Source organism: Enterobacter sp. EC_50 (assembly GCF_019584525.1).
Taxonomy (GTDB): Bacteria; Pseudomonadota; Gammaproteobacteria; order Enterobacterales; family Enterobacteriaceae; genus Enterobacter; species Enterobacter roggenkampii.
Genome location: NZ_VDAF01000016.1, coordinates 38,537 through 61,409, shown reverse-complemented (window position 1 = coordinate 61,409; position 22,873 = coordinate 38,537). Strand labels below are relative to the sequence as shown.

Sequence of the window (22,873 nt, the reverse complement as noted above, 5' to 3'; positions counted from 1 at the left end):
AAATGACAATGAAACGCTTATTGATTCTTACGGCGCTGATCCCCTTTGCCGCGCTCGCACAGCCACTCAACACCATGAACAACCCTAACCAGCAGGGTTATGTCATCCCGAGCCAGCAGCGTATGCAGACCGAGATGATGAGCCAGCAACAGCAGCAAAAAGGGATGCTGAATCAGCAGCTGAGAACGCAGACCCAGATGCAGCAGCAAAGCCTGCAAAATCAGATGAACGCCAACACCCAGCGCGTGCAGCAGGGGCAGGTTCGCGAGCAGCCGCTGCCGAACAAAAATGGCGGAATGTTAGGTGGAATGACCTCGTCAGGCAGCGGACAGCAGCATATGCTGCCGCCGCAGTCGAATGGCAGTATGCTTAATCCGCAGAACTAAAGTCCGGGCCGATCAGGTCAATCGCATCGGTACAGATGCTGTCCACGCCCCAGCGCAGCAGTTCGGCCGCACGCTGGGGTTTATTGACGGTGTAAACCAGAATATGCAGTCCCGCGTCTTTCAGCATCTTCACCCGCGCCTCATCCAGCAGCTTGTGATTAAGATGAATAGAGACACACGCTAAGCGCGTCGTCAGCTCGCGCCAGTCCTCGCGCCACTCGTCCAGCAATAGCCCGCGCGGCAATTCCGGCACGGCCGCCTGCGCCGCCTCCAGGGCGTCAATTTCAAACGAGGAGAGCAGCGGCGCGGTCATCCCTTCCCACAGCTCGCGCGCGGCCAGGGCAATCACTTTGCCCGTCAGCGGCCCGGTGCCGGTGGTCGGTTTGATTTCGATATTGGCCATCATGCCGTGCTGGCGACAGCGATCGGCCACTTCCGCCAGCAGCGGCAGCGGTTCGCCTTTGAATTCGCCGCTGTACCAGCTTCCGGCGTCGACTTTCAGCAGATCGCGCCACGGCAGCTCGCCCGCCACGCCCCAGCCGTTGCTGGTGCGTTCGAGGTTATCGTCATGCAGCAGGAAAATCTCGCCGTCTTTCGACAGCTTGGCGTCGAACTCGATCATGGTGTGGCCGTAACGCGCGCCAACATCAATCGCCGCCAGGGTATTCTCCGGCGCCAGCTTACCGCCGCCGCGGTGGGCGACGACGTGGGGATAAGGCCAGTTGCTCATACTCGTTGTCCTGTTTCACCGTCAAAAAGGTGCAGATGATTTTCCGGCAGGTGCAGCCACAGCGTGCTGCCTGCTTTCGGGCGCTCCTGATGCGCCAGACGCACCACCATCTTTTGCTCGCCCCAGCGCCCGTGCGCCAGGTTATCTGCACCTAACATCTCCAGCGTGTCCATCACCAGCGGCACGCCGCCTTCCGCCTGAGAGGTTAAACCGATATGTTCCGGGCGGATACCGAGCGTCATCTTACGCCCGGCGTAGCCACGATAGTACCAGTTGATCGGCAATGCCATCCCGCTTTCCAGCTCAAAGTGCGTGCCCGTGCTGCTGATGCGCCCTTCGAGCAGGTTCATCGCCGGGCTGCCGATAAAGCTCGCCACAAAGCGGGTGGCCGGTTTCTCGTAGACTTCCACGGGGGTACCAATCTGCTCGGCAACGCCTTTGTTCATCACCATCACGCGCTGGGCGAGGGTCATGGCCTCAACCTGATCGTGGGTAACGTACAGTGACGTGGTTTTCAGGCGACGGTGCAGCTGCTGCAGCTCAAGACGCATCTGCACGCGCAGCTTGGCGTCGAGGTTAGAGAGCGGCTCGTCGAACAGGAATACCGCCGGATCGCGCACGATGGCGCGCCCCATCGCCACGCGCTGGCGTTGGCCGCCGGAGAGTTCGCGCGGGCGGCGCTTGAGCAGGCCGTCCAGCTCCAGAATGCGCGCCGCTTCTTTCACGCGCTCCTCGATATGGCCTTTGCCCATGCCGCGGATTTTCAGCCCCCAGGCCATATTCTCCTCCACGCTCATGTGCGGGTAGAGGGCGTAGTTCTGGAACACCATCGCGATGCCCCTGTCTTTCGGCTCCATCTCGGTGACGCGCTGGCGGTCAATCCAGATATCCCCAGAGGTCACGCGCTCCAGCCCCGCCACCATGCGCAGCAGGGTGGATTTGCCACAGCCGGACGGGCCGACCATCACGATAAACTCCCCGTCCGCCACGTCGAGCGTCAGCGGTTGAATCACCTGGGTTTTGCCGTCCCAGCTTTTGGTTACTGCCTGAAGTTTTAAACCTGCCATCTTATTTCTCGCTATCGACCAGGCCGCGGACAAACGCGCGCTGCATGGCTAAAACAATGACTACGGGTGGGATTAGGGTGAGCAGCATCGCCGCCATCACCTGGTTCCAGAGGGTGGTGCCTTCGCCGGTGGCAATCATGCCTTTGATGCCCGCCACGGCGGTGCCGAGGTTGACGTCCTGAATAATCAGCAGCGGCCACAGGTACTGGTTCCAGCCGTAGATAAAGGTGATCACAAACAGCGCCGCAAGGTTGGTTTTCGACAGCGGCAGCACGATGTCGCGGAAGAAGCGCATCGGCGACGCGCCGTCGATGCGCGCGGCTTCAATCAGCTCGTCCGGCAGGGTCATAAAGAACTGGCGGAACAGGAAGGTGGCGGTCGCCGAGGCCATCAGCGGCAGGGTTAGGCCCGCGTAGCTGTCGAGCATCTTCAGGTTGGCGATCACTTCCACCGTCGGGAAGATACGCACCTCCACCGGCAACATCAGGGTGATAAAAATCATCCAGAAAAAGAGGTTGCGCAGCGGAAAGCGGAACCAGACGATGGCGAAGGCCGAGAGCATCGACACCGTAATTTTGCCGACCGTAATGCCGAACGCCATGATGAAGCTGTTGAGCATCATCAGCCAGAACGGCGCGCTGTTGGCGCCCACGCCCTGGGTCCAGATGGTCTTCATGTTCTCGAACAGATGCGTGCCTGGGATCAGCGTCATCGGCGTATCGAACACCGCTTTGGTGTCCAGCGTGGCGGCGACAAAGGCCACGTACAGCGGGAAGAGGATGACGATAATCCCCAGAATCAGCATGGTATGGCTGAAAATCGTCAGCCCGCGACGGTTCTCAATCATTGGTAGCGCACCTTACTTTCAACATAGCGGAACTGCACCACCGTGAGGATGATGACGAGGAACATCAGCACCACCGACTGCGCGGCGGAGGCCGAGAGATCCAGCCCGGCGAAGCCTTCGCGGTAGATCTTATAGATAAGCGTGGTGGTCGCCTGCACCGGACCGCCTGCGGTGGCCGCATCGATCACCGGGAAGGTGTCGAAGAAGGCGTACACGAGGTTAACCACCAGCAGGAAGAAGCTCACCGGGGCAATCAGCGGCAGCGACAGCCTGAAGAAGCGACGAATCGGCCCTGCGCCGTCAATGGCGGCGGCCTCCACCAGCGAACGCGGGATGGACTGCAGCGCGGCAAAGAAGAACAGGAAGTTGTAGCTGATCTGCTTCCACACCGAGGCGAACACCACCAGGAACATGGCCTGACCGCTGTTCTGGGCGTGGTTCCAGTCGTAGCCGAACTCTGCCAGGAAATGGGTAATCAACCCGCGACCGGGGTTAAACAGGAAAATCCACAGCACGGCGGCGACGGCGGGTGCCACGGCGTACGGCAGCAGCATCAGGGTCTGATACAGGCGGCTGCCGCGCACCACATAGTCCACCAGCGCGGCGAAAAACAGCGAGGCAACCAGACCGCTGACGGTGACCAGCGCGCTGAACCTGATCGTCGTCCAGAAGGCGTCCAGGTAGTAGCTGTCATGGAACAGCGCGGTAAAGTTGTCCAGCCCGACAAACTGGCTGGAGAGCCCAAACGGATCGACGCTTTGTACCGAGTACCACAGCGCTTCGCCCGCAGGCCAGATAAAGAAGATAACGGTGATGACCAGCTGAGGCGCGACCAGCAGGTACGGCAGCCAGCGGGAACGGAACACCGGACGGGATGAGGACATGGAGATTTGATTCCTGAACAATGCCGGGTGGCGGCTACGCCTTACCCGGCCTGGATGGGGCACATCGTAGGCCCGGTAAGCGCAGCGCCACCGGGCGTTTCAGCGATTACGATTTCGTCGACTGCTCAAAGCGGCGCAGCAGCTGATTGCCGCGCTCTACCGCAGAGTCCAGCGCCTGCTGTGGCGTTTTCTTCCCGGTCCAGACGCTTTCCAGCTCTTCATCCACGATGGTGCGGATCTGCGGCATGTTGCCCAGACGCAGGCCTTTGGTGAACGGCAACGGCGGCTTGTTCAGCATCTGACGCGTCGCGATATCCGCGCCCGGGTTCTTACTGTAGAAGCCCTGCTCGCGGGTCAGGTCATAGGCAGCTTTGGTGATCGGCAGGTAGCCGGTTTTCTGGTGCCATTCGGCCGCGTTTTCAGGTTTCGCCAGGAAGTCGAGGAACTCGGCCACCCCTTTGTAGGTGCCGGCGTCTTTACCCTGCATCACCCACAGGCTCGCCCCGCCGATGATGGCGTTCTGCGGCGCGCCTTTCACGTCCGCGTCGTACGGCATCATGCCCACGCCATAGTTGAATTTGGCGTAGTGGCGGATATCCGCCAGCGAGCCGGACGAGGCGGTGGTAATGGCGCAATCGCCGTTGTAGAACTTCTCGGTGGATTCGTCTTTACGCCCGAAGTAGCTGAAGTCACCCTTCTTGTTGAGTTCTTCCAGCAGCGCGATGTGCTTCACCTGCTCCGGCTTGTTGAACTCCAGTACCGCGTCGGTGCCGTCGAAGCCGTTGTTTTTGGTCGCCACCGGCAGGCCGTGCCAGGCGCTGAAGTTTTCGATCTGGATCCAGCCCTGCCAGCCGCTGGCGTAGCCGCACTTCATTCCCGCCGCTTTCAGCTTCGCGGTGTATTCGGCCAGGTCCTGCCAGGTTTTTGGCGGCTGCTCCGGGTCTAAACCGGCTTTCTTGAAGGCGTCTTTGTTGTAGTACAGCACCGGCGTGGAGCTGTTAAACGGCTGAGACAGCAGATGTCCGGTTTTGGAATCGGTGTAGTAACCCGCTACGGTTGGCACGAACTGGGATTCATCGAAGTTAATACCCGCTTCTTTGAACACTTCATACACCGGCTTGATGGCTTTGGAGGCCATCATGGTGGCGGTGCCCACTTCATAAACCTGTAACAGTGCAGGCGCGTTGCCGGTACGGAAGGCGGCGATGCCCGCGCTCAGGCTCTGCTCGTAGTTGCCTTTGTACACCGGCACAATTTTGTAATCCGGATGGGTGTCGTTGAAACGCTGCGCCAGGGAGTCAACTTCTTTACCCAACTCCCCTTCCATGGAATGCCAGAACGGAATGGTCGTCACAGCCATTGCGTTCGTCGCAAAAGCCAGACCCAATGCCAGACCCAAAGCTGTGTGTCGTAACGATGTCATTGTCATCTCTCTTATTGTGCCGGATGCGCGATATCACGCGTTTTATGCTCGCGAGGTAACATGACATGCTCGAATGACAGAAAAATAACTGTTTGTTTACAGATAAGTGACAGCAAAGGGTCAGGGGGATGATGGTTGTGTGAAGGGGTGTAGTGGTTAAAAAAGCCGGGTGGCGGCTACGCCTTACCCGGCCTACTCGATCCCTGTAGGCCCGGTAAGCGCAGCGCCACCGGGCGATACAGACGGCTCAGCCGCCCAGGTAAGCGCTCCGCACCGCTTCGTTCGCCAGCAGTGCGTCTCCGGTATCCTCAAGCACCACGCGGCCGTTCTCCAGCACGTAGCCACGGTCAGCCAGCTTCAGCGCCTGGTTGGCGTTCTGCTCAACGAGGAAGATGGTCATCCCCTCTTTACGCAGCTGCTCAATGGTGTCGAAGATCTGCTGGATGATGATCGGCGCCAGGCCGAGCGACGGCTCATCCAGCAGCAGCAGGCGCGGCTGGCTCATCAGCGCGCGGCCGATCGCCAGCATCTGCTGTTCACCGCCGGACATGGTGCCCGCACGCTGGATGCGACGCTCCCACAGGCGCGGGAAGAGTTCGTACACCCACTTGATGCGGGTCTGGTATTCATCGCGGTGGGCGAAGAAGCCGCCCATCGCCAGGTTCTCTTCCACCGTCATACGCGAGAACACGCGACGCCCTTCCGGAACAATCGCCACCGCCTCGCGCATGATTCTGGCGGTCTGCCAGTCGGTAATGTCTTTGCCGTCAAACACAATCCGCCCGCTGGTGGCGCGCGGGTCACCGCACAGGGTGCCGAGCAGCGTGGTCTTACCCGCGCCGTTGGCGCCAATCAGGGTGACGATTTCACCCTGGTTGATATGCAGGCTGACGTCGTGCAGCGCCTGGATCTTGCCGTAGTGCGCATTGACCTTGTCGAACGTTAACATCGCTTTTTCCATCTTATGCCTCACCCAGGTATGCGCGGATCACGTCCGGGTTGTTGCGGATCTCTTCCGGCGTGCCGTTTGCCAGCGGCGTGCCCTGGTTGACCACGTAGATACGGTCGGAAATGCCCATCACCAGCTTCATGTCGTGCTCAATCAGCAGAATGGTGGTGTCGTGGTGATCGCGCAGCTCGGCAATCAGCTCGTCCAGCTCTTTGGTCTCTTTCGGGTTGAGGCCCGCCGCCGGTTCGTCGAGCATGAGGATTTCCGGCTGCGTCACCATGCAGCGCACAATCTCCAGGCGACGCTGGTCGCCGTAGGCCAAGTTGCTCGCCTGACGGTTGGCGTGCTGCAGCAGGCCAATTCGGTCGAGCCAGGTGGCGGCGCGATCGAGCGCTTCATCCTGGGCGCGGCGGAAGGCCGGGGTTTTCAGCAGGCCGGAGAACAGCCCGGTTTTCAGCTGCTGATGCTGCGCCACCAGCAGGTTCTCAATCACCGTCATCTCGCGGAACAGACGCACATGCTGGAAGGTACGCACCACGCCCATGCGAGCAATCTGCTGGCCCGGCAGCCCTTCAAGATGCTGATCGCGCAGCATGATGGTGCCGCCCGTCGGCTTGTAGAAGCCGGTCAGGCAGTTAAAGACCGTGGTTTTCCCCGCGCCGTTCGGGCCAATCAGGGAGACAATCTCTTTCTTGTGCAGATCCAGATTCACGTTGTTGACCGCCAGCAGGCCGCCAAAACGCATCATCAGACCGTTAACGGATAATAATGGCTGACTCATGCCTGTTCTCCTTTCGCTTGCCCGTTCTTCAGCTTCAGCTGTGGACGGGTCATCGGCAGCAAGCCCTGCGGACGCCAGATCATCATCAGCACCATCAAACCACCCAGCATTAACATGCTGTATTCGTTAAAGTCGCGCATCAGCTCGCGCGAGACCACCAGCAGGATGGCCGCCAGGATAACGGCGAACTGCGAGCCCATCCCGCCCAGCACCACAATCGCCAGCACAAACGCGGATTCGGCAAAGGTGAACGATTCCGGGCTGACGAAGCCCTGACGCGCGGCAAACAGCGTCCCGGCGAAACCGGCAAACGCGGCGCTGATGGTGAACGCGGTCAGCTTGATGCGGGTCGGGTTCAGGCCCAGGGAACGGCAGGCAATCTCATCTTCGCGCAGCGCTTCCCACGCGCGGCCCAGCGGCATGCGCAGCAGGCGGTTAATCACGAACAGGGTGATGACCACCAGCAGCAGCGCCACCAGATAGAGCCAGATGACGCGGTCGGACGGGTCATACTTCACGCCGAAGAAGTTACTGAAGGTGTCCCAGCCGCCTTCGCGGGCGGTACGGCTGAACTCCAGGCCAAAGAAGGTTGGTTTCGGGATCTGGCTTATGCCGTTCGGGCCGCCGGTCACTTCGGTGTTGTTCAGCAGCAGGATACGGACGATTTCACCGAAGCCTAAGGTCACAATCGCCAGGTAGTCACCGCGCAGGCGTAGCACCGGGAAACCGAGCAGGAAGCCTGCGGCGGCAGAGACCAGCCCTGCCAGCGGCAGGCAGGTCCAGAAGCCGAGCCCGTAATAGTGGTTCAGCAGCGCGAAGGTGTAGGCGCCGATGGCGTAGAAGCCGCCGTAGCCCAGCACCAGCAGGCCTGAGAGCCCCACCACCACGTTCAGACCGAGACCGAGGATCACGTAGATCATGGTCAGGGTAGCGATATCCACGGTTCCACGAGACACCACGAACGGCCACGCCACGGCAGCCACCAGCAGCGCCACGAGGAACAGCTTCTGCTTAACGGTAGACCCGTCGATGGCCGGCAGGACGAATTTCGGCCCGGAGACGTTTTTCAGCGACTTCTGGAACAGCGGACGCAGCAGCTGGAACAGGAACACCACGGCGGTACCGATAAACACCCACTGCCAGCGGATGTCGGGGGCGGTATCCACCACCAGTTTGGTGCCATTCAGCTCAAGCTGGACGCCCATAAAGACGCCCGCCAGCACGAAGAACATGGCGGCAGAGAGCAGCGCCATTGCAAAATGCATCGGTTTCATACTTTCTCTACCTCCGGACGGCCCAGAATACCGGTAGGCATGACCAGCAGAACCAGAATCAGCAGGGCAAACGACACCACGTCTTTATATTCGGTGCTCAGATACGCCGAAGAGAGCGCTTCCGCCACGCCCAGGATCAGGCCGCCAATCATCGCGCCCGGAATACTGCCGATACCGCCCAGCACCGCCGCGGTAAAAGCTTTCATCCCGGCCATAAAGCCGATGTACGGGTTGATCACGCCGTAGAACTGGCCGAGCAGCACGCCTGCGACGGCAGCCATCGCGGCGCCAATCACGAAGGTCAGGGCAATCACGCGGTCGGTGTTGATGCCGAGCAGGCTCGCCATCTTCAGGTCTTCTGCGCACGCGCGGCAGGCGCGTCCCATCCGCGAGTAGCGGATGAACAGCGTCAGGGCCAGCATCGCAATAAAGGTCACGACCCAGATAACCAGCTGCATGGTGGTGATAGAGGCCGCGAAGTTTTCGCTGGCCCCCACAATCCACTGGCCGTTAAACAGGCTTGGCAGCGCCACGTCGCGCGAGCCTTCGGTCAGGCTGACGTAGTTTTGCAGGAAGATCGACATCCCGATGGCGGAAATCAGTGCAATCAGACGCTTGGAGCTGCGCACCGGCCGGTAGGCCACGCGCTCGATGCTCCAGCCGTAGGCGCTGGCAATCACAATCGCGCCGACAAACCCAGCGGCGACCAGCAGCCAGCTGCTGTCGATGCCCATCATCATCAGGGCGGCGATAATCATAAAGGAGACATAGCTACCGATCATGTAGACCTCGCCGTGGGCGAAGTTGATCATGCCGATAATGCCGTAAACCATCGTATAGCCGATGGCGATCAGCGCGTAGGTGCTTCCCAGCGTGACGCCGTTAAACATCTGCTGCAGGAAATAGAGAAACTGCTCGGACATATGCAAACCTTTTTATACCCGCCCGTCATGCCGGGCGGTGGGATAATTATTTGGCGGCCGAAGACGAACCGTCGGCGTGCCACTTAAAGACACCAAACTCAAATCCCTTCAGATCGCCTTTCTCATCCCAGTTCAGCGGCCCAATCACGGTGTTCGCCCCGTGTGCTTTTAAATCTTTCACCAGATCCAGCGGTTCTTTGCTGCCGGTACGATCCAGCGCGGTGGCCAGAGACTGTACGGCGGCATAGGTGATCCAGACGTACGGACCACTCGGATCTTTCTTCTGCGCCTTGAGCGCATCCACGATAGCCTTGTTGGCCGGATCCTGGTCATAGCGTTTTGGCATCGTCACCAGCATGCCTTCGGCAGAATCCCCGGCGATGTTGGACAGGGAGGCATTGCCCACGCCCTCTGGCCCCATAAACTGAGTTTTCAGACCGGTGGCGCGCGCCTGACGCAGCATCTGCCCCATCTCCGGGTAGTAGCCGCCGTAGTAAACAAAGTCGATATTCTCTTTTTGCAGACGGGCGATCAGCGCGGAGAAGTCTTTCTCACCGGCGGTAATGCCGTCGAAGAAGACGATGTTCGCGCCGCCTTTTTTCAGGCCGTCCTGAACGGAGCGCGCCAGGCCTTCGCCGTACTGCTGCTTGTCATGAATAATGGCGATACGCTGCGGCTTGACGGTTTCAAGGATGTATTTGGCGGCGGTAGGCCCCTGAGAGGAGTCCAGACCGGCGGTGCGCATGATGTGCTGGTAGCCGCGCTGGGTCAGCTCAGGGTTAGTGGCGCCAGGGGTGATCATCAGAATGCCTTCATCTTCGTAGATGTCAGACGCGGGCTGGGTGGACGATGAGCACAGGTGGCCGATCACATACTGGATGCCATCGTTGACGATTTTGTTGGCGACCGCGACGGCCTGTTTCGGATCGCAGGCGTCGTCATACTCCACGCCCACCAGCTTGTCGCCCTTGATGCCGCCCTTAGCGTTGATGTCTTTGATGGCCTGGCGCGCACCGTTGAACTCCATGTCACCCCACTGGGCAACAGGGCCGGACATCGCCCCCACTACCGCAACTTTTATGTCTTCCGCCATGGCGGCATGCGAGATCGACAGTGCGACCATCCCCGCGATTAACGTCTTCGCGTTCCTTTTCATCTCTGAATCCCCATTCGTGATGTCGTGTTTATATTTTGTTTTATTATGGTTAAAAAGCATTCTGTACTTTTAATGAACAACGCTATTTTTACCAGTGCCTTTAATGGTTTAGCGCATGTTTTTGTCAAAAACCAGACTAAAATCTCTATTTTTCAGGCGATTAAGCAAAGATAATATTCTGAAATCAGGCAGAGATAAACAAATAAAAGTGCAGTTTGCAGCATAAAATAACGGCACAAAGCGCCGAATAAATCACTGCCATTCAGGTTAAAATCCTGCTTATTTTTCGATCCATGTGTTTTCAAACTGCCCAACGCGCTGCCAAAAAACTAATCACCTGGCAAACGGCGATAAAAAGAGGAAGCCGCTGAGCGAATAAATTGAGTACACTGCCCCTACTCAATTTGATTTGGACAAGCAGCTAATGAAACTGACTATCGTGCGTCTGGTGACCTTTAGCGACCAGGATCATATCGACCTGGGCAAGATCTGGCCGGAATATTCCCCTTCGTCGCTGGCCGTCGACGAAAATCACCGTATCTATGCCGCGCGCTTTAACGAGCGTCTTCTGGCCGCCGTTCGCGTAACGCTGAGCGGCACGGAAGGGGCGCTGGACTCGCTGCGCGTGCGTGACGTGACCCGCCGTCGCGGCGTGGGGCAGTATTTAATTGAAGAAGTGCTCCGCGAAAACCCGGGCGTGATCTCATGGTGGATGACCGACGTGGGCGTGGAAGACCGCGGCGTGATGGCGGCGTTTATGCAGGCGTTAGGGTTTACGGCGCAGGAGAGCGGGTGGGAGAAGCGCTAAAAGAAAGCCGGGTGGCGGCTGCGCCTTGCCCGGCCTACAATTTCTACCGCATTTTCTCAAGCATTTCGTGTTGCAGGAAGGCGGCAAGTTATGAAATCCCCGGGAGCTTACATAAGTAAGCGACCGGGGTTGAATAACGCAGCCAACGCACCTGCGGCGCGAAAGGCGACGGGAAAATTATTTGGCGTCTGTCGCCGTGCCGTTAGCATGCCAGTCAAACACGCCGAACTCGAAGCCCTTCAGGTCGCCCTTCGTGTCCCAGGAGAGAGGCCCCATAACGGTTTCGACGGTGTTCGCTTTCAGCCAGGTGGCAATCTCAGCCGGATCGGCTGACTGGTTCAGGCCCGCCTGCAGCGACTGCAGCGCCGCGTAGGTGGTCCAGACGAACGCGCCGCTTGGATCCTGTTTCTTCGCCTTGATGGCATCTACGATAGGTTTGTTCGCAGGGACCTGGTCGTAGTTCTTCGGTTTGGTCACCAGCAGGCCTTCGGCGGATTCACCCGCGATGTTAGACAAAGAAACGTTCGCCACGCCTTCCGGGCCCATGAACTGGGTTTTGAGGCCGGCCGCGCGCGCCTGGCGCAGGATCTGGCCCATTTCCGGGTGGTAGCCGCCGTAGTAAACAAAGTCGATATTCTCTTTCTTCAGACGCGCAACCAGCGTGGAGAAGTCTTTCTCACCGGCGGTGATCCCGTCGAAGAACACCACGTCGGCATTGGCTTTCTTGAGGTTGTCCTGCACTGAACGCGCCAGACCTTCACCGTACTGCTGCTTGTCATGAACAATGGCAATGCGTTTCGGCTTCACTTTTTCAACGATGTATTTCGCCGCGGTTGGGCCCTGGTCAGAGTCCAGACCGGTGGTGCGCAGGGTCAGCTTGTAACCGCGTGCGGTCAGCTCTGGTGCGGTCGCCGCCGGGGTGATCATCAGGATACCTTCGTCTTCGTAGATGTCAGACGCGGGCTGAGTAGAAGAAGAGCACAGGTGACCGATAACGTATTTGATCCCGTCGTTCACCACTTTGTTCGCGACCGCGACCGCCTGTTTCGGGTCACAGGCATCATCATATTTTACGATCTGCAGTTTTTCGCCCTTTATACCGCCCTTAGCGTTAATGTCTGCAACCGCCTGTTCTGCGCCAGTAAACTCCTGGTCGCCGTACTGCGCTACCGGACCGGACATGGCGCCAACCACAGCCACTTTGATGTCTGCCTGCGCCATGGTGCTGAATGCCAACGCGATACATCCTGCCAGTAACGCTTTACCCTTCATGTTCATCCTGAGATTCCCCATTATTATGGTTATTACGATTGTTGTGATGTTGTTGTGCAGCGCTTTATTTCAGTTATAGGTGTGCTGTTCGCGCTTTTTCAGCATACTCTGCTAAAACATACCCCATTTTTATGATTTTGGAATAGCAAATTTGAAATGAATATATGATAAGCCCGGCAGAGAGTTCCGCCGGGCATGTGGCTTTAACGTGTCAGCGACGCGGAGATAATGTCCAGCGCTTTACGGAACTGCACTTCGGGAATCGTCAACGGATAGAGGAAACGAATGACGTTGCCGTAGACGCCGCAGCTCAGAAGCAGCAGACCTTCCAGCAATGCACGCTCCTGCACCTGGCGGGTAAATTCCGGCGAAGGCTGACCCGTTTGCGGATCGTTGAACTCCACCGCCACCATCGAGCCCTGCGCGCGGATATCCGCGATATACGGGCAGTGTTCCTTCGCCTTGTTCAACACTTCCACCAGGTGATGGCCAAGATGCGCCGATCGCGTGCAGAGATCTTCCTCATCAATCACGTCCAGCACGGCGTGCGCTGCCGCAATCGCCAGCGGGTTACCCGCGTAGGTACCGCCCAGCCCACCCGGCGCTGGGGCATCCATCACTTCAGCACGGCCCGACACCGCCGAGAGCGGCATCCCACCCGCCAGGCTTTTCGCCATAGTGATCAGATCGGGCTTCACGCAGTGGTGTTCCATCGAGAACAGCTTGCCGGTGCGGGCGAAACCGCTTTGCACCTCGTCGGCAATCAGCAAAATGCCGTGGGTATCGCACAGGGCGCGCAGCGCCTGCATAAAATCAGCCGGGGCGATGTTGAAACCGCCCTCTCCCTGAACCGGTTCGAGAATAATCGCCGCGACCTGGTCAGGGGCAATATCCGCTTTAAAGATGCGTTCCAGGCTTTTCAACGCTTCCGCCGTGCTGACGCCGTGCAGTTCATTCGGATACTGGGCGTGATACACCGAGCCGGGGAAGGGTCCGAATCCGAGCTTGTACGGCGCAACTTTGCCGGTCAGCGCCATGGTCATAAAGGTGCGGCCGTGGAACGCGCCGCCGAAGGTGATAAGGCCGGGGCGTTTGGTAAAGGCGCGGGCAATTTTCACCGCGTTTTCGACCGCCTCAGCCCCCGTCGAGAAGAACGCGGTTTTGGCCGGGCCGTCAATCGGCACGCGCTGGTTGATGCGCTCGGCAAGCGCCACGTAGCCTTCGTACGGCACAATCTGGTAGGCCGTGTGGGTAAACGCGTGGAGTTGTTTTTCGATGGCGGAAATGACTTTAGGATGGCGATGGCCGGTATTCAGCACCGCGATCCCGGCGGCGAAGTCGATGTACTCATTGCCTTCCACGTCCCACACCGTGGCGTTTTCGGCTTTATCGGCATAGAAGTTACACATCACGCCAATGCCGCGCGGCGTCGCCTGTAACCGCCGGTCGTTCAGTTCGTTGTTTTTCACCCTGTCCCCCTGAGAAAGTCGCCTGCTTAGCGCATCAGTAAGTGTTTGCCAGGGGGAGGGAATTCGCCAGAGCGGGCGCTAAAAAAACAAAACCCCCAGACTCTCATCCAGGGGTTCTCGGTGTACTTCGCGTTAATTACGCTTCGATAGCGGCGCGAAGTTTCTTCATGGCGTTCTTTTCAAGCTGACGGACACGTTCCGCAGAGACGCCGTAGCGGTCGGCCAGCTCCTGCAGCGTGGACTTGTTGTCTTCGTCCAGCCAGCGGGCGCGGATAATATCCTGGCTACGTTCGTCGAGGCCTTCCATCGCATAGCTCAGCTTGTTCGCGGCCTGATCTTCCCAGTTATCCTCTTCGATGCCGTCAGCAAAGTTAGAGGTTTTATCCTGCAGATACAGAACCGGTGCCATCGGCTGGCTGTCAGATGCATCGTCGTCGGAGGACATATCGAAGGTCATGTCCTGCGCGGCCATACGGGATTCCATCTCACGTACGTCTTTGCTGGATACGCCCAGCTCGCGCGCGACCATTTCCACTTCATCCTGATTGAACCAGCCCAGACGCTGCTTGGTTTTACGCAGGTTGAAGAACAGTTTGCGTTGCGCTTTTGTCGTGGCGACTTTCACGATACGCCAGTTGCGCAGCACGTATTCATGAATTTCTGCTTTGATCCAGTGGACGGCGAAGGAGACCAGTCGCACCCCCACTTCCGGGTTAAAGCGACGCACAGCCTTCATCAGGCCGATGTTACCTTCCTGAATCAAGTCCGCCTGCGGCAGGCCATAGCCCGCATAATTACGAGCAATGTGAACAACAAAGCGCAGGTGAGACAGGATCAGCTTTTTCGCTGCTTCCAGATCGCCCTGGTAATGCAGCTTTTCAGCAAGCTCCTTTTCTTCCTCGGCCGTTAACATCGGCCAGGTGTTCGCAGCCCGGATATAGGATTCCAGGTTACCAACAGGGGCTAAAGCTAAAGTTTGCATTTCTTTGGTCATTCATTCCTCTCAGTGTTTCTTCTGGTCCAGGCTGTCCCCGTCAGGCAACAACCATGCCAAAGCGTTTGAGCAACGAGATTAGCATTCACTCTTTTATCAGACAGTGATTTTATCCACAAGTTCCAGGTGCAACGGTGAATAAATTACGCACAAAATGTGACATGGAGATGATAACAGGGGAAGAGACAACAGGGACGCTTTCCCTGCAGAGCGAACATCTCGGTGCAGGGAAAGATTATATCACGCTTTTATTAGTCGGGAGTAAAGTGACGTAAATGTTGAACGGTTGCCAGCCACGCTGCCACCCACCCAATCATCGAACACACCAGCAGCAGTAAGAGGCACTCATCGAACCCTAAGCCGCTGATATCAAACTTGGTTCCGAAAACCTGCGCCACTTCAGTCACGGCAGAGGAAAGCCGCATCACCAAAATTTCTGACAATATCAGTGAAAGAAATGCGCCGGAAAAACCGAGCAGTGCGCCACCGTAAAGGAACGGTCGGAGGATGAAGCCATCCGTCGCACCAATCAGTTTCTGCACGTTGATGGTATCGCGACGAGCGAAGATGCTCAGGCGTACGCTGTTGCCAATGACGAGGAAGACCGCCGCCACCATCAGCACGCCAATCATCGCCGCGACGCGGCCTACCAGCCCGGTCAAAGCAGCGAGACGCGCAAACCAGCTGTCATCCATGCGCACTTCATCAATGCCCTTAATGCGCGTGATGCGATCGCGCAGGGTGTTAAGCGAATCGGTCCCCTGGAAATCCAGCTTCGGGATCACCACCGCCACGGCGGGCAGCGGGTTCTCCTCGAGCATATCCAGCGCGCCGCCAAAGCCAGACCAGTTCCTGAACTCGCCCAGCGCGTCTTCACGTGAGAGATAGTTGACCTTCTCCACGCCCTGCTCGGCCTGAATTTGCCCAACCACCTGCGCCGCCGCGTTATCGTCGAGCGCTTTATCCAGATAGACCGTGATCTGCGGAGACGGATAATACTGCGACGCTGCCTGGTTGACGTTCTTGTAAACCATGTAGCAGACGCTTGGCAGCGTCAGGGAGATGGCGATTACCATCACCGTCAGGAACGTCGCCAGCGGTTTGCTTTTCAGGTCCTGCAGCGCGCCGTGGAACGCGTAGCGCACCTGCTCGTTAAAGACGTTGGTTTTGCGGGAGGCCGGTTTTGGCGCGGCCTTCTGGCGCTTCGGTGCATTACGATTGCCGTCACCCCCGCCCTGCGGCTTACGGAAACGGTCAAACCGGTTCCCGAACTGCCGAATCTGGTTTATTGCATCACGCTTGTTCACCGTGGCCTCCGTGCAAATGCCCGTCGCTCAGGGTCAGCATGCGGTACGAACGACGGGAAATCAGCCCGATGTCGTGCGTTGCCATCAATACGGTAACCCCTACGCGGTTAAACTCCTCAAACAGACGCAAAATCCCTTCTGACAGGGCATCGTCCAGGTTACCGGTCGGTTCATCCGCCAGCAGCACGGCAGGCTTGTTCACCACCGCGCGGGCGATACCCACGCGCTGCTGTTCACCGCCGGAGAGCTGGATCGGGAAGTTCTTCGCTTTGTCCAGTAGCCCGACCTTATCCAGCGCCGCAGAGACGCGGCGGCGGATATCGTCATAGCTGGCGCCGGCAATAATCAGCGGAATGGCCACGTTATCGAAAACGGTGCGATCCATCAGCAGGTGGTGATCCTGGAAAATCATGCCGATCTGACGACGCAGGAACGGCACCTCACGGTTTTTCAGACGGCTGATCTCATGGCCGCTGAAAAAGATTTTTCCGGCGCTTGGCCGCTCGATCCCACAGATAAGCTTGAGCAGGGTACTTTTCCCCGCGCCGGAATGGCCGGTCAGGAATGCCATCTCGCCCGGCTGCAGGTGGAAGGTCACCCCCTGCAGCGCTTGTCTCCCACCGAGATAGGCCTTGCTGACGTGTTCAAAGCGAATCATTGTTAGTCCTCTCGGGCAAATAATGCCTCAATAAAGTCGTCCGCCTTAAACGGACGTAAATCCTCAATACGCTCGCCCACACCGATGTAACGGATAGGAATGCCGAACTGGTCGGCTACGGAGAAGATCACCCCGCCTTTCGCGGTGCCGTCCAGTTTGGTCAGCGTGATCCCCGTCAGTCCTACCGCTTCATGGAACAGCTTCGCCTGGCTGATGGCGTTTTGTCCGGTGCTGGCATCAATGGTCAGCATAATTTCATGCGGTGCGTCTTCGTCCAGCTTCTTCATGACGCGAACGATCTTCTTCAGCTCTTCCATCAGATGCGATTTGTTCTGCAAACGCCCTGCGGTATCGGCAATCAGCACGTCCACGTTGCGCGCCTTCGCCGCCTGGATGGCGTCAAAGATCACGGATGCGGAATCCGCGCCGGTATGCTGAGCAATCACCGGGATGTTGTTGCGCTGGCCCCAGACCTGCAGCTGCTCAACCGCCGCCGCACGGAAGGTATCGCCCGCCGCCAGCATCACCGATTTGCCCTGCTGCTCGAACTGACGCGCCAGCTTGCCGATGGTGGTGGTTTTACCCACGCCGTTCACCCCAACCATCAGAATAACAAATGGCGTTTTGCCTTCAATATTAAGCGGTTCGTCAACTTTTGCGAGAATTTCACCCATCTCGTCTTTCAGCAGGCCGTACAGCGCTTCGGCGTCACGCAATTGCTTGCGGCTCGCCCCTTCGGTCAGATTAGTGATGATCTTACGGGTGGTTTCCACCCCAACGTCCGCAATCAGCAGTTGCTCTTCCAGCTCTTCAAACAGATCGTCGTCGATCTTCTTGCCGCGGAACAGACTGATAAATCCGGAACCTAAGTTTTCTTTGGTTTTAAGCAGGCTGCGCTTCAGGCGCGCGAAGAAACCTTCTTTGGTCGGTTTTTCCTGCTCCTGAACGATCTCTTCTTCGGCCTGCTCTTCTACCGGCACAACGATGACCGCTTCTTCAGCCGCTTCCGCCGCCAGCGCCTGGGCTTCCAGCTCTTCGTCGGTCAGCTCCGGCTCGAGCGCCGCTTCTTCTTCCACCGCCTCAACGATTTCAACGGTTTCCGCTTCGGCCTGCCACTCTTCGGCAGACACCGCTTCGTCTTTGACCTCTTCCGGCAGCGGAAGCGCTTCGTGTTCGATAGCGGCCTGTGGCGCTTCGATAGCGGCTTCTACGACAACCGGTTCTGGCTTCTCGCTCTCCTGAACCTGTTCAGTGACCTCAACCACCTCTTCAGCAAAGGTTTCAACCTCTTCTTTGCTGTGCGCCGTTTCTTCCGCATCGACAACCGCGGCGGTTTCTACTGGCGTTTCAGGCTGCGATGGCTCTTCAACGGCTTGTTGCTCTTCGGTTTTCTGTTCTGTTTCTTGCTCTTTTTCACCGAAGCCCAGCCAGGAAAAGAAGCCACGTTTTTTTTGTTTTGCCATCTGCGACTACACTCCTCGCGGCGCTATATACATGGAAGCTAAAAAAATGATGAAATAGTCTAACACTTTACTTAATTGACATCACCGCCCGCAATCGCAGGCCAATTGTTAACAGAGCTTTCCTGAGATGAAGAAACCCAACCGCGCCCCGGCCGGTCAAATTCGTATTATCGGCGGTCAGTGGCGAGGCCGGAAATTACCGGTGCCGGACAGCCCCGGTTTACGCCCTACTACCGACCGCGTGCGCGAGACGCTGTTTAACTGGCTGGCCCCGTCAATGGTAGACGCCCGCTGCCTGGACTGCTTCGCCGGTAGCGGCGCGCTCGGGCTGGAAGCGCTGTCGCGCTATGCTGCCAGCGCCACGCTGCTGGAGATGGAGCGCGGCGTGGCGCAGACGCTGCAGCAAAATCTGGCGACGCTGAAAGCGAGCAACGCGAAAGTGGTGAACACCAACACGCTGAGCTTCCTCGCGCAAAAGGGCACGCCGCACACCGTGGTGTTTGTCGACCCGCCGTTCCGCAAGGGGCTGCTGGAAGAAACGTTATCCCTGCTGGAGCAAAACGGCTGGCTGGCGGATGACGCATTGATTTACGTGGAAAGCGAAGTGGAAAACGGTTTGCCGCCGGTTCCCGCTCACTGGGATCTGCACCGTGAAAAAGTGGCAGGTCAGGTTGCTTATCGTCTGTATCACCGTCAGGCACAAGGAGGATCCGATGCCGGTACTGATTAATCTGGGACGTCTGCTGATGCTGGGCGTCTGGGCGTTTTTGCTGCTCAACCTGGTGCACCCGTTCCCGCGCCCGATGAATATTTTCGTTAACGTGGCGCTGATTTTCACCTCGTTCATGCACGCCCTGCAGATGGTGATGCTGAAAAACGGTCTGCCGAAAGACGGCCCGCAGATGACGGGCTGGCAGCAGCTGCGCGTGTTTATTTTCGGCGTGTTTGAGCTGCTGGTGTGGATGAAGAAGTTTAAGGCGCAGGTGAAGAAGTAAGGTGCGTTTAGTCGCCCGGTGGCGCTTCGCTTACCGGGCCTACGAAACCACGTAGGCCGGGCAAACACAGTGCCGCCCGGCGTTACAACTCCGGAACAAACCCCTCAAACCGCGATCCTTTGTAACTCAGCGTTCCTTTCTCTCCCACCGTCAGCTGGTGGTACTGCTGCGCCTCCAGGCGGAAGGTTATCTCCAGGCCGCCCGTTTCCGGCTTAAAGCTCGCTTCATAACGCATTGTTGTGCCCGCAGGCGTCACCTGCTGCTGGCGCGAGCGGCGGTCATTGAGCGGCTTTTCGCGTTTGTTCGTCACCACCACGCGCTTTTGCATCAGCGGCGCGGCATCGTTATCCGCCTTCTCGCGGCGCTGCTGCACGAAGCGGAACGAGGCGGCAATGACGATAATCGCCACCACGATAATGAAAAACAGCGGCATCTTGCTCATTCAACTATCCCATCAGATTATGCGGAATTCAGGATACCCTGCCTTCCCCGGCATTGCCAAACGCCCGCCCGCGTCACTACACTGGATCAGAAACTGATTATTCAGACTTAACAGATACAGGGAGTTAATATGCTTTGGTCATTTATCGCTGTCTGTTTTTCCGCATGGCTTTATGTCGATGCGTCGTACCGTGGTCCCACCTGGCAGCGCTGGCTGTTTAAACCCGTCACGCTGTTGCTCCTGTTGCTGCTGGCCTGGCAAGCACCGATGTTTAATGCCGTCAGCTATCTGGTCCTCGCCGGGCTGTGCGCCTCTCTGATTGGCGATGCCTTAACCCTGCTGCCGCGCCAGCGCCTGCTGTATGCCGTAGGGGCATTTTTCCTGTCGCATCTGCTGTATACCATCTACTTCGCCAGCCAGATGACGCTCTCTTTCTTCTGGCCGCTGCCGCTGGTCCTGCTGGTGATTGGTGCCCTGCTGATCGCGGTGATCTGGTCGCGTCTGGAAGAGATGCGGTTGCCGATCTGCACGTTTATCGCCATGACGCTGGTGATGGTATGGCTGGCAGGTGAACTGTGGTTCTTCCGTCCGACCGCTCCGGCGATGTCCGCGTTCTTCGGGGCCGCGCTGCTGCTGATTGGGAATATCGTGTGGCTGGGCAGCCACTATCGCCGCCGTTTCCGGGCGGATAACGCGATTGCCGCCGCCTGTTACTTTGCCGGGCATTTCCTGATTGTGCGTTCGCTGTATATCTAAATAACGCTTGACTCTGGAGTCGACTCCAGAGTGTATGCTGCGGTTAATGAGAAAATTATCATTGCCGGAGACTGCCATGTCGACTCCAGAAACACCCAAAAAAGTCCCTCAATTCTCGGCGCTTAAGCTCAGTCCCGTTCCGTCGAAAGACGACTGCTGCTGCGAAGGCGCGTGCGAAACGCAAACTCAAACGCTTCCTGAAAGCGGCAACCGCTACAGCTGGGTCGTTAACGGCATGGACTGCGCCGCCTGCGCCCGCAAAGTGGAAAATGCGGTGAAACAGGTGCCGGGCGTCAGCCACGTTCAGGTGCTGTTCGCCACCGAAAAGCTGCTGGTTAGCGCCGTTAACGACGTCAGCAAACAGGTTGAAGACGCGGTAAGCAAGGCGGGTTACAGCCTGCGTAGTGAAGCCGCGCCCGCGGAAAAAACCTCTTCACTGAAAGAAAACCTGCCGCTCATTACCCTGATCCTCATGATGGCCCTGAGCTGGGGGCTGGAACAGATCAACCATCCGTTCGGCAACCTGGCGTTTATCGCCACCACGCTGGTCGGGCTGTTCCCGATTGCCCGCCAGGCGCTGCGTCTGATGAAAAGCGGCAGCTGGTTCGCCATTGAAACGCTGATGAGCGTGGCGGCCATCGGCGCGCTGTTTATTGGCGCGACGGCAGAAGCGGCGATGGTATTGCTGCTGTTCTTAATCGGTGAACGTCTTGAGGGCTGGGCGGCGAGCCGGGCGCGTAAAGGGGTCAGCGCGCTAATAGCGCTGAAGCCGGAAACCGCCACGCGCGTAGTAAACGGCACGCGTGAAACGGTCGCCATCACGACCCTGCGTCCGGGCGACGTGATTGAAGTCGCGGCAGGCGGACGCCTGCCTGCCGACGGCGCGCTGCTTACCGCCACCGCGAGCTTTGATGAAAGTGCCCTGACCGGTGAGTCCATTCCGGTTGAACGTGCCGCAGGTGAAAAAGTGCCTGCTGGCGCCACCAGCGTCGACCGTCTGGTGCAGCTCACCGTGCTTTCCGAGCCGGGTGACAGCGCCATCGACCGCATCCTGAAGCTGATTGAAGAGGCCGAAGAGCGCCGCGCGCCGGTCGAACGCTTTATCGACCGCTTCAGCCGCATCTACACGCCCGCCATTATGCTGGTTGCCCTGCTGGTCACCGTCGTCCCACCGCTGTTCTTTGGCGCGCCGTGGGAGGGGTGGATTTATAAAGGGCTGACGCTATTGCTGATCGGCTGTCCGTGCGCGCTGGTGATTTCCACCCCGGCGGCCATTACCTCCGGGCTGGCGGCGGCGGCACGTCGCGGAGCGCTGATCAAGGGCGGCGCGGCGCTGGAGCAGCTGAGCCAGGTTCAGCATATCGCCTTCGATAAAACCGGTACGTTAACCATCGGCAAGCCGCAGGTGACCGGTGTGTATTCGCAGGGCATCAGTGAAGATGAACTGCTGACCCTGGCCGCCGCCGTTGAGCAGGGATCCACTCACCCGCTGGCGCAGGCGATAGTGCGAGAAGCGCAGTCGCGCGGGCTGAATATCCCACCGGCAACCGCTCAGCGGGCGCTGGTAGGCTCCGGGATTGAGGCCACCGTTGACGGTAAAAAGGTACTGATTGTCGCGGCGGGCAAGTCTTCTCATCCAGAGGTGGAGGCGTTAGAACAGACCGGACAAACTGTCGTGACCGTCATGCAGGACGGCGTCGCAAAAGGGATGCTGGCGCTGCGCGACACCCTGCGCGATGACGCAAAAGAAGCCGTGGCGGCGCTGCATCAGCTGGGCGTGCAGGGCGTGATTCTCACCGGCGATAACCCTCGCGCGGCGGCAGCGATTGCCGGTGAGCTGGGGCTGGCGTTTAAAGCCGGATTACTGCCGGCGGATAAGGTCAGCGCGGTAACGGAGCTGAACGCGCACGCCCCGCTGGCGATGGTCGGAGACGGGATTAACGATGCCCCGGCGATGAAGGCGTCCACCATCGGCATTGCGATGGGCAGCGGCACCGACGTGGCGCTAGAGACGGCAGACGCGGCGCTGACCCACAACCGCCTGACCGGACTGGCGCAGATGATCGATCTTGCGCGGGCGACGCGTGCCAACATCCGCCAGAACATCGGCATCGCGCTGGGGCTGAAGGGGATTTTCCTGGTGACCACCCTGCTCGGCATGACCGGGCTTTGGCTGGCGGTGCTGGCGGATACCGGCGCGACGGTGCTGGTGACGGCGAACGCGCTGCGGCTGCTGCGTCGCCGGTAAAAAAACGCCCGGTGGCGCTGACGCTTACCGGGCCTACATAT

General features: G+C 58.5%; 23 protein-coding genes. 6 read left to right on the top strand and 17 right to left on the bottom strand.

Annotation, left to right across the window (positions count from 1 at the left end; translation table 11 throughout):
• Positions 1-8 precede the first annotated feature (8 nt).
• Positions 9-386 (top strand): DUF2756 family protein, encoded by a 378-nt coding sequence (locus tag FHC48_RS14585; protein WP_045328887.1) that lies wholly within the window; start codon positions 9-11, stop codon positions 384-386.
• On the opposite strand, the gene ugpQ is transcribed toward FHC48_RS14585, so the two are convergent.
• The 10 genes from ugpQ to livK form a co-directional block, all read right to left on the bottom strand.
• On the bottom strand, positions 370-1,116 hold the full coding sequence (ugpQ, locus tag FHC48_RS14580; RefSeq protein ID WP_021242741.1) for a glycerophosphodiester phosphodiesterase: 747 nt from the start codon (positions 1,114-1,116) through the stop codon (positions 370-372). The two genes, FHC48_RS14585 and ugpQ, sit on opposite strands and share 17 nt — an antisense overlap.
• Positions 1,113-2,183 carry a sn-glycerol-3-phosphate import ATP-binding protein UgpC gene (locus FHC48_RS14575; RefSeq protein WP_008503354.1) on the bottom strand — a complete coding sequence of 357 codons (1,071 nt, stop codon included), beginning with the start codon at positions 2,181-2,183 and terminating at the stop codon, positions 1,113-1,115. The genes ugpQ and FHC48_RS14575 overlap by 4 nt, the downstream gene beginning before the upstream one ends.
• A gap of 1 nt (position 2,184) precedes the next feature.
• Positions 2,185-3,030, bottom strand: a complete 846-nt coding sequence (gene ugpE / locus FHC48_RS14570; RefSeq protein ID WP_013099125.1) for a sn-glycerol-3-phosphate ABC transporter permease UgpE — start codon at positions 3,028-3,030, stop codon at positions 2,185-2,187.
• Complete coding sequence (ugpA, locus tag FHC48_RS14565; protein ID WP_008503352.1) at positions 3,027-3,914, bottom strand: sn-glycerol-3-phosphate ABC transporter permease UgpA; 888 nt, start codon at positions 3,912-3,914, stop codon at positions 3,027-3,029. The genes ugpE and ugpA overlap by 4 nt, the downstream gene beginning before the upstream one ends.
• A 106-nt stretch (positions 3,915-4,020) precedes the next feature.
• A complete protein-coding gene (ugpB, locus tag FHC48_RS14560; protein WP_046889461.1) occupies positions 4,021-5,337 on the bottom strand; it encodes a sn-glycerol-3-phosphate ABC transporter substrate-binding protein UgpB in 1,317 nt (438 codons plus the stop codon).
• A 247-nt stretch (positions 5,338-5,584) separates the two neighbouring features.
• Positions 5,585-6,298, bottom strand: a complete 714-nt coding sequence (gene livF, locus FHC48_RS14555; protein ID WP_008500102.1) for a high-affinity branched-chain amino acid ABC transporter ATP-binding protein LivF — start codon at positions 6,296-6,298, stop codon at positions 5,585-5,587.
• Position 6,299: 1 nt separating this feature from the next.
• Entirely contained in the window at positions 6,300-7,067 is a 768-nt protein-coding gene (livG, locus tag FHC48_RS14550; protein ID WP_008500101.1) for a high-affinity branched-chain amino acid ABC transporter ATP-binding protein LivG, read from the bottom strand.
• Positions 7,064-8,341, bottom strand: coding sequence for a branched chain amino acid ABC transporter permease LivM (livM, locus tag FHC48_RS14545; protein ID WP_008500100.1), 1,278 nt, complete (start codon positions 8,339-8,341; stop codon positions 7,064-7,066). Before livM ends, livG begins: the two co-directional genes overlap by 4 nt.
• Entirely contained in the window at positions 8,338-9,264 is a 927-nt protein-coding gene (gene livH / locus FHC48_RS14540) for a high-affinity branched-chain amino acid ABC transporter permease LivH (RefSeq protein WP_008500099.1), read from the bottom strand. Before livH ends, livM begins: the two co-directional genes overlap by 4 nt.
• Before the next feature lie 46 nt (positions 9,265-9,310).
• A complete protein-coding gene (gene livK, locus FHC48_RS14535; protein ID WP_008500098.1) occupies positions 9,311-10,420 on the bottom strand; it encodes a high-affinity branched-chain amino acid ABC transporter substrate-binding protein LivK in 1,110 nt (369 codons plus the stop codon).
• Positions 10,421-10,844: 424 nt separating this feature from the next.
• Between livK and panM the strand changes: the two genes are divergently transcribed.
• Positions 10,845-11,228 (top strand): aspartate 1-decarboxylase autocleavage activator PanM, encoded by a 384-nt coding sequence (gene panM / locus FHC48_RS14530; protein ID WP_220420538.1) that lies wholly within the window; start codon positions 10,845-10,847, stop codon positions 11,226-11,228.
• Positions 11,229-11,405: 177 nt separating this feature from the next.
• On the opposite strand, the gene livJ is transcribed toward panM, so the two are convergent.
• The 6 genes from livJ to ftsY all read right to left on the bottom strand — a co-directional run bounded on the left by livJ (position 11,406) and on the right by ftsY (position 18,391).
• Complete coding sequence (gene livJ, locus FHC48_RS14525; protein WP_021242735.1) at positions 11,406-12,506, bottom strand: branched chain amino acid ABC transporter substrate-binding protein LivJ; 1,101 nt, start codon at positions 12,504-12,506, stop codon at positions 11,406-11,408.
• Between the two features lie 197 nt (positions 12,507-12,703).
• Positions 12,704-13,969, bottom strand: a complete 1,266-nt coding sequence (locus FHC48_RS14520; RefSeq protein ID WP_059363899.1) for a 4-aminobutyrate--2-oxoglutarate transaminase — start codon at positions 13,967-13,969, stop codon at positions 12,704-12,706.
• Positions 13,970-14,105: 136 nt separating this feature from the next.
• Entirely contained in the window at positions 14,106-14,963 is an 858-nt protein-coding gene (gene rpoH / locus FHC48_RS14515; RefSeq protein WP_008500093.1) for an RNA polymerase sigma factor RpoH, read from the bottom strand.
• A gap of 251 nt (positions 14,964-15,214) precedes the next feature.
• Positions 15,215-16,270, bottom strand: coding sequence for a permease-like cell division protein FtsX (gene ftsX, locus FHC48_RS14510; protein ID WP_023326488.1), 1,056 nt, complete (start codon positions 16,268-16,270; stop codon positions 15,215-15,217).
• Complete coding sequence (gene ftsE / locus FHC48_RS14505) at positions 16,257-16,928, bottom strand: cell division ATP-binding protein FtsE (protein WP_008500091.1); 672 nt, start codon at positions 16,926-16,928, stop codon at positions 16,257-16,259. Before ftsE ends, ftsX begins: the two co-directional genes overlap by 14 nt.
• 2 nt (positions 16,929-16,930) lie before the next feature.
• On the bottom strand, positions 16,931-18,391 hold the full coding sequence (ftsY, locus tag FHC48_RS14500; RefSeq protein WP_119312276.1) for a signal recognition particle-docking protein FtsY: 1,461 nt from the start codon (positions 18,389-18,391) through the stop codon (positions 16,931-16,933).
• Between the two features lie 127 nt (positions 18,392-18,518).
• Here ftsY and rsmD point away from each other — a divergent pair, with 127 nt between their 5' ends.
• Positions 18,519-19,121: a 16S rRNA (guanine(966)-N(2))-methyltransferase gene (gene rsmD / locus FHC48_RS14495; RefSeq protein ID WP_008500089.1), complete on the top strand. Its 603-nt coding sequence runs from the start codon at positions 18,519-18,521 to the stop codon at positions 19,119-19,121.
• Entirely contained in the window at positions 19,105-19,386 is a 282-nt protein-coding gene (locus tag FHC48_RS14490) for a DUF1145 family protein (protein ID WP_008500088.1), read from the top strand. The genes rsmD and FHC48_RS14490 overlap by 17 nt, the downstream gene beginning before the upstream one ends.
• An 82-nt stretch (positions 19,387-19,468) precedes the next feature.
• Here the strand turns inward: FHC48_RS14490 and FHC48_RS14485 are convergent, their stop codons facing one another.
• Positions 19,469-19,828, bottom strand: coding sequence for a DUF2500 domain-containing protein (locus FHC48_RS14485; protein WP_045335135.1), 360 nt, complete (start codon positions 19,826-19,828; stop codon positions 19,469-19,471).
• A 129-nt stretch (positions 19,829-19,957) separates the two neighbouring features.
• On the opposite strand from FHC48_RS14485, the gene FHC48_RS14480 reads away from it, so the two are divergent.
• Positions 19,958-20,584 (top strand): lysoplasmalogenase, encoded by a 627-nt coding sequence (locus FHC48_RS14480; RefSeq protein WP_008500086.1) that lies wholly within the window; start codon positions 19,958-19,960, stop codon positions 20,582-20,584.
• A 76-nt stretch (positions 20,585-20,660) separates the two neighbouring features.
• Positions 20,661-22,832 (top strand): Zn(II)/Cd(II)/Pb(II) translocating P-type ATPase ZntA, encoded by a 2,172-nt coding sequence (gene zntA / locus FHC48_RS14475; RefSeq protein ID WP_119312275.1) that lies wholly within the window; start codon positions 20,661-20,663, stop codon positions 22,830-22,832.
• Positions 22,833-22,873: the final 41 nt, after the last annotated feature.

Bases quoted from the DNA above. Each gene is read 5' to 3' on its own strand.
- zntA (WP_119312275.1), top strand. From the start codon at position 20,661: ATGTCGACTCCAGAAACACCCAAAAAAGTCCCTCAATTCTCGGCGCTT.
- livH (WP_008500099.1), bottom strand. From the start codon at position 9,264: ATGTCCGAGCAGTTTCTCTATTTCCTGCAGCAGATGTTTAACGGCGTC.
- FHC48_RS14485 (WP_045335135.1), bottom strand. From the start codon at position 19,828: ATGAGCAAGATGCCGCTGTTTTTCATTATCGTGGTGGCGATTATCGTC.
- livK (WP_008500098.1), bottom strand. From the start codon at position 10,420: ATGAAAAGGAACGCGAAGACGTTAATCGCGGGGATGGTCGCACTGTCG.
- ugpE (WP_013099125.1), bottom strand. From the start codon at position 3,030: ATGATTGAGAACCGTCGCGGGCTGACGATTTTCAGCCATACCATGCTG.
- livM (WP_008500100.1), bottom strand. From the start codon at position 8,341: ATGAAACCGATGCATTTTGCAATGGCGCTGCTCTCTGCCGCCATGTTC.
- rsmD (WP_008500089.1), top strand. From the start codon at position 18,519: ATGAAGAAACCCAACCGCGCCCCGGCCGGTCAAATTCGTATTATCGGC.
- ftsY (WP_119312276.1), bottom strand. From the start codon at position 18,391: ATGGCAAAACAAAAAAAACGTGGCTTCTTTTCCTGGCTGGGCTTCGGT.
- livG (WP_008500101.1), bottom strand. From the start codon at position 7,067: ATGAGTCAGCCATTATTATCCGTTAACGGTCTGATGATGCGTTTTGGC.
- FHC48_RS14480 (WP_008500086.1), top strand. From the start codon at position 19,958: ATGCTTTGGTCATTTATCGCTGTCTGTTTTTCCGCATGGCTTTATGTC.
- ftsE (WP_008500091.1), bottom strand. From the start codon at position 16,928: ATGATTCGCTTTGAACACGTCAGCAAGGCCTATCTCGGTGGGAGACAA.
- ugpA (WP_008503352.1), bottom strand. From the start codon at position 3,914: ATGTCCTCATCCCGTCCGGTGTTCCGTTCCCGCTGGCTGCCGTACCTG.
- panM (WP_220420538.1), top strand. From the start codon at position 10,845: ATGAAACTGACTATCGTGCGTCTGGTGACCTTTAGCGACCAGGATCAT.
- rpoH (WP_008500093.1), bottom strand. From the start codon at position 14,963: ATGACCAAAGAAATGCAAACTTTAGCTTTAGCCCCTGTTGGTAACCTG.
- ugpB (WP_046889461.1), bottom strand. From the start codon at position 5,337: ATGACATCGTTACGACACACAGCTTTGGGTCTGGCATTGGGTCTGGCT.
- FHC48_RS14575 (WP_008503354.1), bottom strand. From the start codon at position 2,183: ATGGCAGGTTTAAAACTTCAGGCAGTAACCAAAAGCTGGGACGGCAAA.
- FHC48_RS14585 (WP_045328887.1), top strand. From the start codon at position 9: ATGAAACGCTTATTGATTCTTACGGCGCTGATCCCCTTTGCCGCGCTC.
- livJ (WP_021242735.1), bottom strand. From the start codon at position 12,506: ATGAACATGAAGGGTAAAGCGTTACTGGCAGGATGTATCGCGTTGGCA.
- FHC48_RS14490 (WP_008500088.1), top strand. From the start codon at position 19,105: ATGCCGGTACTGATTAATCTGGGACGTCTGCTGATGCTGGGCGTCTGG.
- ugpQ (WP_021242741.1), bottom strand. From the start codon at position 1,116: ATGAGCAACTGGCCTTATCCCCACGTCGTCGCCCACCGCGGCGGCGGT.
- livF (WP_008500102.1), bottom strand. From the start codon at position 6,298: ATGGAAAAAGCGATGTTAACGTTCGACAAGGTCAATGCGCACTACGGC.